Annotated in this window: 9 protein-coding genes; 3 read left to right on the top strand and 6 right to left on the bottom strand. The window is 67.7% G+C overall.

All coding sequences use genetic code 11. The features are described from left to right. Nucleotides 1-44: 44 nt before the first annotated feature. Entirely contained in the window at nucleotides 45-1,937 is a 1,893-nt protein-coding gene (locus WG922_RS18585) for a propionate--CoA ligase (RefSeq protein WP_340284336.1), read from the bottom strand. A 53-nt stretch (nucleotides 1,938-1,990) separates the two neighbouring features. Beyond that, nucleotides 1,991-2,593, bottom strand: a complete 603-nt coding sequence (locus tag WG922_RS18580) for an isochorismatase family protein (RefSeq protein WP_340284335.1) — start codon at nucleotides 2,591-2,593, stop codon at nucleotides 1,991-1,993. Nucleotides 2,594-3,044: 451 nt separating this feature from the next. On the opposite strand from WG922_RS18580, the gene WG922_RS18575 reads away from it, so the two are divergent. Then, nucleotides 3,045-3,647 (top strand): C40 family peptidase, encoded by a 603-nt coding sequence (locus WG922_RS18575; protein ID WP_340284334.1) that lies wholly within the window; start codon nucleotides 3,045-3,047, stop codon nucleotides 3,645-3,647. Between the two features lie 397 nt (nucleotides 3,648-4,044). Here WG922_RS18575 and lpdA read toward each other — a convergent pair whose 3' ends face one another. Genes lpdA through aceE form a run of 4 tightly spaced genes read right to left on the bottom strand, consistent with a single transcriptional unit; the run spans nucleotide 4,045 to nucleotide 10,984 of the window. Then, nucleotides 4,045-5,901, bottom strand: coding sequence for a dihydrolipoyl dehydrogenase (gene lpdA, locus WG922_RS18570; protein WP_340284333.1), 1,857 nt, complete (start codon nucleotides 5,899-5,901; stop codon nucleotides 4,045-4,047). After that, the gene (locus WG922_RS18565) at nucleotides 5,898-6,491 is read right to left on the bottom strand and encodes an MFS transporter (protein WP_340284332.1); all 594 of its coding nucleotides are present in this window, start codon (nucleotides 6,489-6,491) and stop codon (nucleotides 5,898-5,900) included. The genes lpdA and WG922_RS18565 overlap by 4 nt, the downstream gene beginning before the upstream one ends. 19 nt (nucleotides 6,492-6,510) lie before the next feature. Continuing rightward, nucleotides 6,511-8,229, bottom strand: coding sequence for a dihydrolipoyllysine-residue acetyltransferase (gene aceF / locus WG922_RS18560; protein ID WP_340284331.1), 1,719 nt, complete (start codon nucleotides 8,227-8,229; stop codon nucleotides 6,511-6,513). Nucleotides 8,230-8,269: 40 nt separating this feature from the next. Then, nucleotides 8,270-10,984: a pyruvate dehydrogenase (acetyl-transferring), homodimeric type gene (aceE, locus tag WG922_RS18555; RefSeq protein ID WP_340284330.1), complete on the bottom strand. Its 2,715-nt coding sequence runs from the start codon at nucleotides 10,982-10,984 to the stop codon at nucleotides 8,270-8,272. Nucleotides 10,985-11,179: 195 nt separating this feature from the next. Here aceE and WG922_RS18550 point away from each other — a divergent pair, with 195 nt between their 5' ends. Both WG922_RS18550 and WG922_RS18545 read left to right on the top strand, forming a co-directional pair. Next, nucleotides 11,180-13,717: a PAS domain S-box protein gene (locus WG922_RS18550; RefSeq protein ID WP_340284329.1), complete on the top strand. Its 2,538-nt coding sequence runs from the start codon at nucleotides 11,180-11,182 to the stop codon at nucleotides 13,715-13,717. Continuing rightward, a complete protein-coding gene (locus WG922_RS18545) occupies nucleotides 13,714-14,331 on the top strand; it encodes a response regulator transcription factor (RefSeq protein WP_340284328.1) in 618 nt (205 codons plus the stop codon). The genes WG922_RS18550 and WG922_RS18545 overlap by 4 nt, the downstream gene beginning before the upstream one ends. Nucleotides 14,332-14,477: the final 146 nt, after the last annotated feature.

Genomic DNA, 14,477 nt, shown 5'->3' with positions numbered 1-14,477 from the left:
CAGCGCGAGGCCCTAGGGCAGAAGCCGTCGGCCGCGCAGGCGGCTCAGCCCTGCGCCACGTCGCGCAGTTGCTGTAGCGCGCTGGGGTCCTCGATGGTGCTCAAGTCCCCCGGGTCGCGCCCCTCGCACACGGCCTGGATGGCGCGTCGCAGCAGCTTGCCGCTGCGGGTCTTGGGCAAGGCGGACACGAAGCGCACCCGGGCCGGCCGCCCGAGGGCCCCGAGCTGGCTGTCCACCACCTTCATGATCTCGCCCTCCAGGCGCAGGCACGATGCCGCGTCGGCCGTGGCGGCCGCGTCGCGCGGCACGACGAAGGCCACTGCGACCTGGCCCTTCAAGGCATCGGCGACCCCCACCACCGCCACCTCCGCCACGGCCGCATGGCTGGAGATGCTCTCCTCGATTTCGCGCGTGCCCAGGCGATGGCCGGCGACGTTGATCACGTCGTCGGTGCGCCCCAGGATGTAGTAGTAGCCGTCCTCGTCCCGAATACCCCAGTCGAAGGTGCTGTAGACCGTGCGCCCCGGGATGGTCTGCCAATAAGTCTTCACGAAGCGCTCGTCGTCGCGCCAGATGGTCTGCATGAACCCCGGCGGCGTGGGCAGCTCGATGGCGACCACGCCCTTCTGGTTCGGCGCGGTAAGTTCTTCCCCGGTGGTTTCGTGCAGCAGCTTGACCCGCCAGCCGGCCATCGGCACCCCGGGGCTGCCGAAGCGGCTGGCGCGCGGCTCGACGCCGTTCGCGATCGTGAGGATCGGCCAGCCCGTCTCCGTCTGCCAGTAGTTGTCGATGACCGGCACGCCCAGGGACTCGCTGACCCATCTCCCCGTGGGTTCGTCCAGGGGCTCGCCGGCGAGAAACAGCGCCCGCAGGCTGCCGAGGTCGTGTTGGCGCAGGAAGGCCGGATCGTGCTTGCGCAGCACGCGGACCGCCGTGGGCGCGCTGAACATGACCGAGACCCGGTATTTCTCGACCAGGCTCCACCAGATGCCTGCATCCGGGCGGGTCGGCAGGCCTTCGTACAGGATGGTCGCCATCCCGGCGATGAGCGGTCCATAGACGATGTAGCTGTGGCCGACCACCCAGCCGATGTCGCTGGTGCAGAAATAGGTCTGCCCCGGCTCGCCCTGGAAGATGTGGCGCATGCTGGCCGCCAGCGCGACGGCGTAGCCGCCCACGTCGCGCTGCACGCCCTTGGGCCGGCCGGTGGTGCCGCTCGTGTACATGGTGTAGCTGATGTCGGTGGCATCCAGCCACTCGCACGCGACCTGTGCGTCGGCGTGCCGCGCGCCGAAGGCTTCCCAGCCGTGGTCGCGTCCGGCGACGCACTCCATGGGCGCGAGCTTGCGGTCCACCAGCAGCACCGCGTCGGGCTTGTGGCTCGAAAGGCGGATCGCTTCGTCCAGCAGCGGCTTGTACGGGATGACCTTGCCGCCGCGCGAGCCGGCGTCGGCGCTCACGACCACCCGCGGCGCGGCGTCCTCGATGCGCGAGGCCAGCGACACCGAGGCGAAGCCTCCGAACACGACCGAATGGACAGCGCCGATGCGCGCGCAAGCCAGCATGGCAAACACGGCCTCGGGAATCATGGGCATGTAGATCAGGACGCGGTCGCCCATGCCCACCCCCAGCTCCCGCAGCATGGCCGCGGCGCGCTGCACTTCGCGGTGCAGCTCGGCGAAGCTGTAGGTCTGCTCGCGCCCCGTTTCGGTGGACACGTGGATCAGGGCGGCCTGGCCGCCGCGGGCCGCCAGGTGCCGATCGACCGCGTTGTGGCAGAGATTGGTGCGGCCTCCGGAGAACCAGCGGGTGAACGGCGGCCGATCGTTGTCGCAGATGCGCTGGGGCGGCGTGTGCCAGTCGATGAGGCGGGCCTGCTCGGCCCAGAAACCGTCCGGGTCGTCGATGGAGCGGCGATAGAAATCCTCGTACGTCATGCTGGTCTCCTTCACGGTTCGTGGCATGCAGGTCGCGAGGACCGCACCCATGCCTACTTGATCAGGGCGAGCGCTTCCTTGAAGCGCGGATGCTCGGCCGACCGCAGCCACTCGAAGCCGACCATCTCGGTGGTCACCAGCTCCACGCCGGCTCCGGCGAGCCGGTCGAAGGCGGCGTCGCGGTTGCGCTCGCTGCGCGAGCCGCAGGCGTCGGTCACGACCCAGACCTCGAATTCCTCCTCCAGCAGCTCCAGGGCGGTTTGCAGCAGGCACACATGCGCCTCGCAGCCGGCCAGGAGCAGCGTGTTGCGCCCAGGTGCGGGCGCCGCCGGCTTCTGCAGGTGCCTGGGCAGGCTGCGCGCGTTGCCGCCGACGGCTGCGCGCTGCGGCGGCCGCAGCCGCGCCATCAAGGTCGCCGCCGCGCTGAACTCCATCTTGGGAGCCGGTGGCGGCACCAGCTCGCGCAGCGCTGCCACCGTGGGGCCGAGGCCCTGGGGGTTCTGCTCGCTGGCCCACACCGGCACCTGGAGCAGCCGGGCGAGCCGGGCCAGGCGCTGCGCCTGTGCCAGTACGGCAGCGCCGTCGTGCATTGCGGGCATCAACCGCTCCTGGTAGTCCAGGAGCACGAGCTGTGAATCGTCGAGATCGAGAAGCATCTGCCGATTATTTCAGCCGGCCGAACTGTCCTGGAACTGACAGCGGCTGCGCGGCTGCCGGGTGCATGGGCGGACGAGCCGGCGGGAAATGACCGTCCGGGAGGACCGCGACGGCCCACGGGTGTTCCAGGCCCGAGGCGACGGCTTCGAAAGTGGCGGCGCGCGGACCGACACCGCCGCGATCAGCAGGAACGTGCTGGCGGGGAAGGTGCGCGAGGCGACGCGAAGCAAGGCGGGCAGCGCGGCAGCGTGCCTTGCGCTTGGGGTGGATGTATCGTTCTTTCTGGCGCCACGCGCGTCTCGCGGGACGCCGGGACACCGAGACGCCGCAGGCTGCCGATCCCGATCAGGTCCCGCCGGGATCCGCCGCGCAGAATCGCCATGTACAGCAGCGAGTTACACCAGATACCTCATGTTGGACTTCGGCAGGCGCGGTGCTAAGCTCGCGGCCATGCTCGCCCGCCTACGGCTCCGCCCTCTCCTGCTCGCCTCGACGCTCGTTCTCGCCCTGCCGAGCCAGGCGGCGCGGACTACCAGTGCCGAGGAAGACGTGGGCCGCTTCATGGAAGACAAGGGCCTGTTCACACGCGTCGAGCAGGTGGGCAACAGCGTGATGGATCGCGCCGGCACGATGATGGACCGCGCTGGAACGGTGCGCGATCGCGCCTCGGAGCTGGTGGTCAACGCCATGGGCTTTCTCGGCGTTCCGTACCGCCGCGGCGGCAGCTCGGCCGACACCGGATTCGACTGCAGCGGCTTCGTGCGTGCGATCTACGAGCAGTCGGTCGGCCTGGTGCTGCCGCGCCGTGCCAACGAGCAAGCCGCCGCCACCCAGGTCATCGACAAGCAGGACCTCGAGCCCGGAGACCTCGTCTTCTTCAACACCATGCGCCGCGCCTTCAGCCACGTCGGCATCTACGTGGGAGACGGCAAGTTCATCCACTCCCCGCGCGCCGGGGCGCAGGTGCGGGTCGAGAACATGGGCGGCAGCTACTGGTCCAAGCGCTTCGACGGAGCACGTCGGGTGGCCATAGCCGGCGAAGCGCAGAACTGAGCTGCCAGCGAGATTCGGCAGAATCCGCTTCGGAAGCAGCGCCGCAGGCGTCTGAGCCGAGGTCCGGCGACGCCCCGACTCCGAGTCAGATCCGGGACCGCTGCACTGCGGTGGAGCTTCACGTGGCGCGAAGCCGCCGATCAGGGTCTCCGCTCACGAACTTCGCCACGCCCGAATGCACTGCCCGGACACTTCGTCATCGAGGCGCGGCGCCCTCGGGCAGCGATCGGACAGCCACCGACCCATCCCTTGAGCCATGTTTCATCGAGGCGCCGCCGAGTCGTCGAACCGCCGAAGCACAGAAGCACCTGAACGCCGGACAACGAGGCACCGACGCCCCGACTCGCACTCGCACTCGCACCCACACCCGCAGCCGAGTGCAGCCCATGCCGCGCGCTCAGCGGCGCGCGGGCGGAACGTCGGTGCAGGTGCCGTGCGCGACCTCGGCGGCCATGCCGATGCTTTCGCCCAAGGTGGGGTGCGGGTGGATGGTCTTGCCGATATCGACCTCGTCGGCGCCCATCTCGATGGCCAGCGCCACTTCGCCGATCATGTCGCCGGCGTGCGTGCCGACGATGCCGCCGCCGACGATGCGGTGCGTCTGCGCGTCGAACAGCAGCTTGGTGAAACCTTCGTCGCGCCCGTTGGCGATGGCCCGACCCGAGGCGGTCCACGGGAACAACCCCTTCTTGACCGCGAGGCCCTGGGCCTTCGCCTGGTCTTCGGTGATGCCGACCCAGGCCACTTCGGGGTCGGTGTAGGCGACGCTGGGGATCACGCGGGCATCGAACACCGACTTCTCGCCCGCGGCGGCTTCGGCCGCGACGTGCCCCTCGTGCACCGCCTTGTGGGCGAGCATGGGCTGGCCCACGATGTCGCCGATGGCGAAGATGTGCGGCACGTTGGTGCGCATCTGCACGTCCACTGGAATGAAGCCGCGTTCACCGACCGCGACACCCGCCTTGTCGGCGCCGATGCGCAGCCCGTTGGCCGCGCGGCCGACCGCCTGCAGCACCAGGTCGTAGAGCTGGGGCTCCTTGGGCGCCTGCTCCCCCTCGAAGCGCACCAGAATGCCGTCCTGCGTGGCTTCGGCACCCACCGTCTTGGTCTTGAGCATGATGTTGTCGAAGCGCGGAGCGTTCAACTTCTGCCAGACCTTCACCAGGTCGCGGTCGGCACCGAGCATCAGCCCGTCGAGCATTTCGACCACGTCCAGCCGCGCGCCCAGGGTCGAATACACCGTCCCCATCTCGAGGCCGATGATGCCGCCGCCGAGGACGAGCATGCGCTTGGGAACCGATGCCAGGTCGAGCGCACCGGTCGAATCGACGACGCGCGGATCCTGCGGCATGAACGGCAGGCGCACGGCCTGCGAGCCGGCCGCGATCACTGCGTTGCGAAAGCGAATGGTCTGGGACTTGCCCGTGCGCTCCTGCGCCTCGCCGGCAGTCTCCTCGACCCGCAGGTGGTGCGGATCGACGAAGGCGCCGTGGCCGCGCACCACGGTTACCTTGCGCATCCGGGCCATGGCGGACAAACCACCGGTGAGCTTGCCCACCACCTTGGCCTTGTGCGCGCGCAGCTTGTCGAGATCGAGCGCCGGCTTGCCGTACTGCACGCCCAGTGCTTCGAAGTGGCTCACCTCGTCCATCACCGCGGCGACGTGCAGCAGGGCCTTGGACGGAATGCAGCCGACGTTGAGGCACACCCCGCCGAGGGTTGCGTAGCGCTCGACCAGCACGACCTTCATGCCGAGGTCGGCGGCCCGGAATGCAGCCGAGTAGCCGCCGGGACCGGCGCCCAGCACGAGCATGTCGCATTCGAGGTCGGCCCCGCCCGCGTAGCTCGCTGGCTGGGGCGCGGAGGCACCGGCCTGCGCAGCAGCAGCCGGCGTCGGTGTCGAAGCGGGCGCCGGGGATGAGGAAGGCGTCGATGGGGAAGCCGGGGCCGCCGCGGAGGCCGCGGGCGCCGGTGCCGGCGAAGCAGCGGCTTGCGGTTGCGACGCCGGGTCGGCGTCCTGCGCCTGCAGCACCAGCAGCACCGAACCTTCGGCGACCTTGTCGCCGAGCTTCACGCGCAGCTCCTTCACCACGCCCGCATGGCTCGAAGGAATCTCCATCGAAGCCTTGTCGCTCTCGACGGTGACCAGCGACTGTTCGGCGCGGATGGTGTCGCCCGGCTGGACCAGCACCTCGATGACCGCGACTTCCGAAAAGTCGCCGATGTCCGGCACCTTCACTTCGACGAGGCTCATTTGCTGTTTTCCTTGGTCTTGACGGTGAACAGGTCCCAGGGTCCGTCGGAATTGCGGTCGAACTCGCAGCCGGCGGCGATGCCCGCCTCCGCCACTTCGCGGGCGGTCTTGGCCTTGGCGTAGACGGCGTGCATCGCGCCCAGCGCGAAGCTGCGACCCGAGCCAATGCCCCAGAACTCCTTGAACTCGAACACCTCGCGATAGCTGTAGAGGCCGTAGATGCCGGTGGCGTTGGCGATGATGACGCTGAACTGGCTGGACTCGTACGGGTCGCTGTCCTCTTCCTTGGTCTGCAGGAAGAAGTTGTCCTTCAGGTAGGGGTGCAGCTTGGTGAAGGTGTCGAACACCTCGTCCTTGCTGCCCAGCTGCAGGATCTCGCGCGGCATGGTGCCCAGCGCCTTGCGCAGCACCGGAAAGTGCGCCACGGTGCCGGCCATGCCGATGTAGTTGGGGCCCGCGTCCGTATCGACACGGAAGATCTTGGTGTTGTTCTCGTACCGATGCGCGAGCCGGGTATCGCCGAAAGTCACCAGAGTGTCCGCGGCGATGGCAATTTGCCCCGCCTTTCGCACCACAACCACAGTCGTCATGAAAAGCCGCTTTTGTTCTTCAGAGCAGGACCCGCCGGAAGTCGGCCAGGATCTGCCCCAGGTAGGCGTTGAAACGGGCAGCCGCGGCGCCATCGATCACACGGTGGTCCCACGACAGCGACAGGGGCAGCATCAGCCGGGGCTGGAACTGCTTGCCGTCCCAGACCGGCTCGGTCTGGCTCTTGCAGACGCCAAGGATAGCGACTTCCGGCGCGTTGATGATCGGCGTGAAGTAACGCCCGCCGATACCGCCGAGCGACGAGATGGTGAAGCTCGCGCCCTGCATCTCCGCGGGTGAGAGCTTGCCGTCGCGCGCCTTCTTCGCGAGTTCGCCCATCTCCTGGCTGATCTGCAGCACGCCCTTCTTGTCGGCTTCGCGGATCACCGGCACGACCAACCCGTTGGGCGTGTCGGCGGCGAAGCCGATGTGGAAGTACTGTTTGAGCACGAGTTGCTCGCCGTCGAGCGAGCTGTTGAACTCGGGGAACTTGCGCAAGGCCGCCACGCAGGCCTTGATCAGGAAAGCCAGCATCGTCACCTTGATGCCGCTCTTCTCGTTTTCCTTGTTCAACTGCACGCGGAACGCTTCGAGCTCGGTGATGTCCGCGTCGTCGTGGTTGGTGACGTGCGGGATCATCACCCAGTTGCGGTGCAGGTTGGCCGCGCTGATCTTGCGGATGCGCCCGATCTCCTTGCGCTCGACCGGACCGAACTTGGTGAAATCGACCTTGGGCCAGGGCAGCAGTCCGAGGCCTTCGCCGCCTGCCCCTGCCGCGGGTGCACGTGCAGCCGAAGCCTTGGTGCTGGCGTCGCCACGCATGACGGCCTTGGTGAAGGCCTGCACGTCCTCCTGGGTGATGCGTCCCTTGGGGCCGGAGCCCCTGACTTCCTCCAGCGGCACGCCGAGCTCACGTGCGAACTTGCGCACCGAGGGCGATGCATGCGGCAGGCCGGTGCGCACCTCGGGTTGGTGCGGCGGCAGCGCGGCGGTGGGCGAGATGCGTTCGGCGGCGGGCGCCGGCGCAGCGCCGGCCTTGTCGGGCGCGGGCGCGGGCGCGGGTGCCGGTTCTGGCGAAGCCGCAGCAGCGGGGCCGCCAGAGGCGGCAGGCGACGCTGCGGCCGCCACGCCTTCCAGCACCGCGATCAGGTCACCGATGTTGACCTTGTCGCCCAGCTTCACCTTCAGCTCCTTCACGGTGCCGCCGGCCGAAGATGGAATTTCCATCGAGGCCTTGTCCGACTCCACCGTGATGAGCGACTGCTCGGGCTTGACCGTGTCGCCCGGCTTCACCAGCAGTTCGATGACGGCGACGTCCTTGAAGTCGCCGATGTCGGGCACCCGCACCTCGACGGGGCCCGCGACACCGGCAGGCTCGGACGCGGGCGCCGCCGGCGGCGCAGCGCGCTCACCAGCCCGCGGGGCATCGGCGGGCTGAGGTGCCGGTGCAGGCGCGGCCCCCTGCTGCGGAGCCGGCTGCTGCGGGGCGGCAGCCTGGCTGTCGCTGCCCTCGAGCAGCAGCAGCACGCTGCCTTCGGCGACCTTGTCCCCGAGTTGCACGCGCAGTTCCTTGACGACGCCGCCCGCGGAGGACGGGATCTCCATGGAAGCCTTGTCGGACTCCACGGTGACCAGGGACTGCTCGGGCTTGACGGTGTCGCCCGGCTTGACCAGTACCTCGATGACAGCGACTTCGTCGAAATCCCCGATGTCGGGGACCTTCACTTCGATCAACGCCATGTGCGTGTTCTCCTGTTCTTGTTGTTCGCCGCAACGGCGTTCAGGCGTACAGCGGATTGATGCGGTCGGCCTTGATGTCGTACTTGGCGATCGCTTCGGCCACCGTGGTCGCGGGCACGGCGCCGTCGTCGCTCAGCGCCTTCAGTGCCGCCACGACGATGTAGTGGCGATTGACCTCGAAGTGTTCCCGCAGCTTGGTGCGGAAATCGCTGCGGCCGAAACCGTCGGTGCCCAGTACCCGGTAGCTGCGCCCCTTGGGGACGAAGGGGCGGATCTGGTCCGCATACACCTTCATGTAGTCGGTCGATGCGACCACGGGTCCGGCATGGGGCGCGAGTTGCCGATGCACGAAGGACTCGCGCGGCGCCTCGGTGGGGTGCAGCAGGTTCCAGCGGTCGCAGTCCTGGCCTTCGCGCGCAAGCTCGTTGAAGCTCGGGCAGCTCCAGACCGACGCCGACACGCCCCACTCCTGCGCGAGCAGCTCCTGCGCCGCCAGCGATTCGCGCAGGATGGTGCCCGAGCCGAGCAGCTGCACCTGGGGCTTGCCCGCGCCCGCGCCGTCGCCGGGCTTGTGCAGGTACATGCCCTTGATGATCTGCTCCTCCGTGCCCTGCTGCAGTCCAGGCATGGCGTAGTTCTCGTTGAGCAGGGTGATGTAGTAGAAGACGTTGTCCTGGTCTTCCACCATGCGCTTGAGGCCGTGCTGCATGATCACCGCCACCTCGTGCGCGTAGGTCGGGTCGTAGCTCACGCAATTGGGAATGGTGGCCGCCAGCACGTGGCTGTGGCCGTCTTCGTGCTGCAGTCCCTCGCCATTGAGCGTGGTGCGCCCGGAGGTGCCCCCCAGCAGGAAGCCGCGCGCCTGCATGTCACCCGCAGCCCAGCACAGGTCGCCCACGCGCTGCAGGCCGAACATCGAGTAGTAGATGTAGAACGGCACCATGATGCGGTTGTTGGTGGAGTACGACGTCGCCGCCGCAATCCAGCTGGCCATGCCGCCGGCCTCGTTGATGCCTTCCTGCAGGATCTGCCCGGACTTGTCCTCCTTGTAGTAGGAGACCTGGTCGCGGTCCTGCGGCGTGTACTTCTGGCCTTCGTGGTTGTAGATGCCGATCTGGCGGAACAGGCCTTCCATGCCGAAGGTGCGGGCCTCATCGACCAGGATGGGCACGGCGCGCGGCCCCAGTTCCTTGTCGCGCAGCAGCACGGTGAGAAAGCGCACGTACGCCTGCGTGGTGCTGATCTCGCGCCCCTCGGCCGTGGGCTCGAGCACCGACTTGAACGCTTCGAGCGGAGGCACCTTGAGCTGCTCGTCGGCGCGCGCGCGGCGCTTGGGCAGGTAGCCGCCGAGCGCCTGGCGGCGGGCGTGCAGGTACTGCATCTCCGGCGTGTGCTCTTCGGGCTTGTAGAACGGGATGTCCGGCAGCTTGTCGTCCGGGATCGGGATGTTGAAGCGGTCGCGGAAGGTGCGGATGTCCTCGTCGGAGAGCTTCTTGGCCTGGTGCGCGATGTTGCGGCCTTCACCGGCCTTGCCCATGCCGAAGCCCTTGACGGTCTTGATCAGCATCACGGTCGGCTGGCCCTTGTGGTTCACCGCGCGGTGGTAGGCCGCATACACCTTCTGCGGATCGTGGCCGCCGCGGTTCAGCCGCCAGATGTCGTCGTCGCTCATGTTCGCGACCATCTCCAGCGCCTTGGGGTGCTTGCCGAAGAAATGCTTGCGCACGTAGGCGCCGTCGTTGGCCTTCATCGCCTGGTAGTCGCCGTCCAGCGTGTCCAGCATGATCTGGCGCAGGATGCCGTCCTTGTCGCGGGCCAGCAGAGGGTCCCAGTAGCTGCCCCAGATCAGCTTGATGACGTTCCAGCCGGCTCCGCGGAACTCACCCTCGAGCTCCTGGATGATCTTGCCGTTGCCGCGCACGGGGCCGTCCAGGCGCTGCAGGTTGCAGTTCACCACGAAGATGAGGTTGTCCAGCCCTTCGCGCGCGGCCACGCCGATCGCGCCCAGGCTTTCCACTTCGTCCATCTCGCCGTCGCCCAGGAAGGCCCAGACCTTGCGGTTTTCGGTGTTGGCGATCCCGCGCGCGTGCAAATACTTGAGAAAGCGTGCCTGGTAGATGGCCATCAGCGGGCCCAGGCCCATCGAGACGGTGGGGAACTGCCAGAACTCCGGCATCAGCTTGGGGTGCGGATAGCTGGACAGGCCCTTGCCATCGACCTCCTGGCGGAAGTTCAGCAGCTGCTCCTCCGTAATGCGTCCCTCGAGGAATGCCCGCGCGTAGATGCCGGGTGCGCTGTGTCCCTGGATGTAGAGCAGGTCGCCGCCGTGGTTCTCGCTCTCGGCGTGCCAGAAGTGATTGAAGCCCGCGCCGAACATGGTGGCGAGCGAGGCGAACGAGCTGATGTGTCCCCCCAGGTCACCGCCGTCGGCCGGGTGCAGGCGGTTGGCCTTGACCACCATCGCCATCGCGTTCCAGCGCATGTAGGCACGCAGCCGCTCCTCGATCTCCAGGTTGCCCGGGCAACGCTCCTCGTCCTGCGGCTCGATGGTGTTGACGTAGCCGGTGGTAGCCGAGAAAGGAAGGTCGATACCCTGCTGCCGGGCTTCCTCGAGCAGCTGCTCGAGCAGGAAATGCCCGCGCTCTCGCCCTTCGTTGGCGATCACAGCGGACAGCGCGTCCACCCATTCGCGTGTTTCCTGGGCGTCCGCGTCGTTCGCGGCCGAGCCGAACGTGCTGTCGGGCTGAGCTGACATGTGCTTGTCTCCTTCGGGGGCAGGTTAGCGGAAGTACGGGGGCTCCGTGGCGGCGCGCAGTGTGACACATTTCGCCTACCTTTCAAATAGCGCACAGGCCTTTTGCAATGCGAAATTTAGAAGCCCGCTCGCCATGCGCGTTGCAAAGCCGTGCGGCCCGGTGTCAATGCCCTGCAAGCCTACACTCGCCGGTCTATGCAGGACTCGGTATCCCCGTCGGAATTGCACGAAGCCGTGCCTCCCGCTCCCTGGCTGCGCCGCTGGTGGCGCAAGCAGCCGGCGAGCCGGCAGGACCGCTTCGCCATGCTGGCGCCGCTGGTCGCGGTCTTCCTGTTCCTGGCGGCCATCGTCTCCGCTTTCGGCTACCTGCGCCTCGAAGAGGAAGACCGCGAACTCGAAGCCGTCAAGCGCGATGTCGAGTACGCGCAGCAGCGTGTGCGCCTGCGCCTGCTCGAGCGCCAGGAGCAGCTGATGCGCATTGCGCGCGACATCTCCAACAAGGAAGTGGACCCCGAGGAGTTCATGGGCCGCGCCGAGTCCATGGTGATCCAGTATCCGGAGCTGCAGGCGCTGTCGTGGATCGACGAGCGCCGCCGCATCAAGGCCACCTACTCCGCGCCGAGCGTGGCGAGCTTCCAGCAGCGGCTGCCCGGTGAAGTGCTGCGCACCGGCGAAACCGAGACGATGTACAGCCTCGCGCGTGATCTGCAGCAACCGGTGTACTCGCAGCCCGCCGCACGCGCGGACAACGCCGGCCTGCTGCAGCTGCACGTGCCGCTGACCGACCAGGGCCGCTTCGGCGGCGTGATCCTGGGCGAATACTCCATCGACAGCCTGCTGCGCTACGGCGTTCCCACCGAGGTGGCGGCCAAGTACGCGGTCGCCCTCCTCGACGGCAATGGGCAGATGCTGGCGGGAACGGCCGTTCCGGCGCGCAGCGCGGCCAGCCAGCTGCTGCCGTGGATCTCGCGCAGCGCGAACGGCTACGAGATTCCCGTCTCCCCCGTCGGCAACGGGCTGGTGATCCGCGCCCAGGCGTACCGCACCTCGCTCGGCATGGTCGGCAGTGGCCTCTTCTGGCTGGTGGGGACGTTGAGCGTGATGACCGCGTGGATGCTGATCGGCAACTGGCGCCACGTGCGCCGCCGCCTGCAGGCCCAGCGTGCGCTGGTCGCGGAGACCAACTTCCGCCGCGCCATGGAAAACTCGGTGCTCACCGGCATGCGCGCCATGGACATGCAGGGCCGCATCACGTATGTGAACCTCGCCTTCTGCCAGATGACGGGGTGGAGCGAAGCCGAACTGGTGGGCCGGCTCCCTCCCTTCCCCTACTGGCCCGACGAAGACCGGGACCTGCTCTCCGCGCGTCTGGAGGACGAACTGCAGGGGCGCAACACGCCCGGCGGCTTCCAGGTGCGTGTCAAGCGCAAGGATGGCAGCCTGTTCGACGCGCGGCTGTACGTATCGCGGCTGATCGACGCCAAGGGCCAGCAGACCGGCTGGATGACCTCGATGACGGACATCACCGAGCCCAATCGCATCCGTGAGCAGTTGCAGGCCTCGCACGAGCGCTTCACCACGGTGCTGGAGGCGCTGGACGCCTCGGTGTCGGTCGCGCCGCTGGGCAGCGAAGAGCTGCTGTTCGCGAACAAGCTGTACCGGCAGTGGTTCGGCACCCACACCGCCGGACACCTGCAGATGGTGGCGCAGGCCGGCACGCCCACCCACCTGAGTCCGGACGAGGCGCTCGACGACGTCGATGCCTTCGTCGGGCTGCCCACCGGCCAGCTCGACTCCGTGCACAGCGGGAACGCGGAGATCTTCGTGCCCGAACTCGGCAAGTGGCTGGAGGTGCGCTCGCGCTACCTGAACTGGGTGGACGGGCGCCTGGCACAGATGGTCATCGCCACCGACATCAGCGCCCGGCGGCTCGCCGAGGAGCAGGCCGCGATGCAGGCCGAACGCGCGCAGACGGCAAGCCGGCTCATCACCATGGGCGAGATGGCTTCGAGCGTCGCGCACGAACTGAACCAGCCGCTCACGGCAATCAACAACTACTGCAACGGGATGGTCTCGCGCATCAAGGGCCGCCAGATCAACGACGAGGACCTGCTCGCCGCGCTGGAGAAGACCGCGCGCCAGGCGCAGCGTGCCGGGCAGATCATCCAGCGCATACGCACTTTCGTGAAGCGCAGTGAACCGAACCGGACACTGTCGGAGGTCGGACCGATGGTGACCGAGGCGGTGGAACTGGTGGAGATCGAACTGCGCCGGCGCAACGTGAAGCTCTCGCACTATCTGGCCGCGCGGCTGCCACGCCTGATGGTCGATCCGATCCTGATCGAGCAGGTGCTGGTGAACCTGCTGAAGAACGCCGCCGAATCGATCGACCTCGCGCGGCGCGGACCCTCCGCGCGCAGCATCGAACTGCGTGTGGTGCCGCGGCAGATCGACGCCCAGGAGGTGGTCGAGTTCACCGTGCGCGACTCCGGACGCGGGCTCTCTCCCGAAGTCCTCGACCGCCTCTACGAAGCCTTCTTCTCCACCAAGGCCGAAGGCATGGGCATCGGCCTGAACCTGTGTCGCACCATCGTGGAGTCGCACCAGGGAAGAATGCATGCAGAGAACATCTACAATGGCCCCGACGTGGCGGGCTGCGAGTTTTCCTTCTGGATTCCGGTCAACGCCGCGACCCACAACACAGCAGGCAAGGACGCAGGGGTCACAGCATGAGCCTTATTCCGAAGAAGGGCACCGTGTACGTGGTGGACGACGACGAAGCCGTTCGCGATTCCGTGCAGTGGCTGCTCGAAGGCAAGGACTACCGCGTACGCTGCTTCGATTCCGCCGAAACCTTCCTCTCCCGCTACGACCCGCGCGAGGTCGCCTGCCTGATCGTCGATATCCGCATGGGCGGCATGACGGGCCTTGAGCTGCAGGACAAGCTGATCGAACGCAAGTCTCCCCTTCCGATCGTGTTCATCACCGGCCACGGCGACGTGCCGATGGCCGTGAACACCATGAAGAAGGGCGCGATGGACTTCATCCAGAAGCCGTTCAAGGAAGAAGAGCTGCTCAATCTGGTCGAGCGCATGCTCGATCACGCCCGCGGCTCCTTCGCCGAATACCAGAGTGCCGCCAGCCGCGATGCGCTGCTCGCCAAGCTCACCTCGCGGGAGGCGCAGGTGCTCGAGCGCATCGTCGCCGGCCGCCTGAACAAGCAGATCGCCGACGACCTGGGCATCAGCATCAAGACGGTGGAGGCGCACCGCGCCAACATCATGGAGAAGCTGAACGCGAACACGGTGGCCGATCTGCTGAAGATCGCCCTGGGCCCGAGGGCCTGACGCAGGCCCCGCCGGGCTGCCAGGGCAGGCACGGAACGCACGGGCCGGGTGCCACGGCAAACCAGCTGCACTCCCGCCCATGCGCCTGCTTTCCACCCGGCCTGCACCCACGTTCCAGCACCAGGCAGCCGGGGCGTCGATCGCGT

Origin of the sequence: Ramlibacter sp. AN1015 (assembly GCF_037726105.1) — a bacterium.
GTDB lineage: Bacteria > Pseudomonadota > Gammaproteobacteria > Burkholderiales > Burkholderiaceae_C > Ramlibacter.
This window is presented reverse-complemented; position numbering and strand designations above follow the sequence as displayed.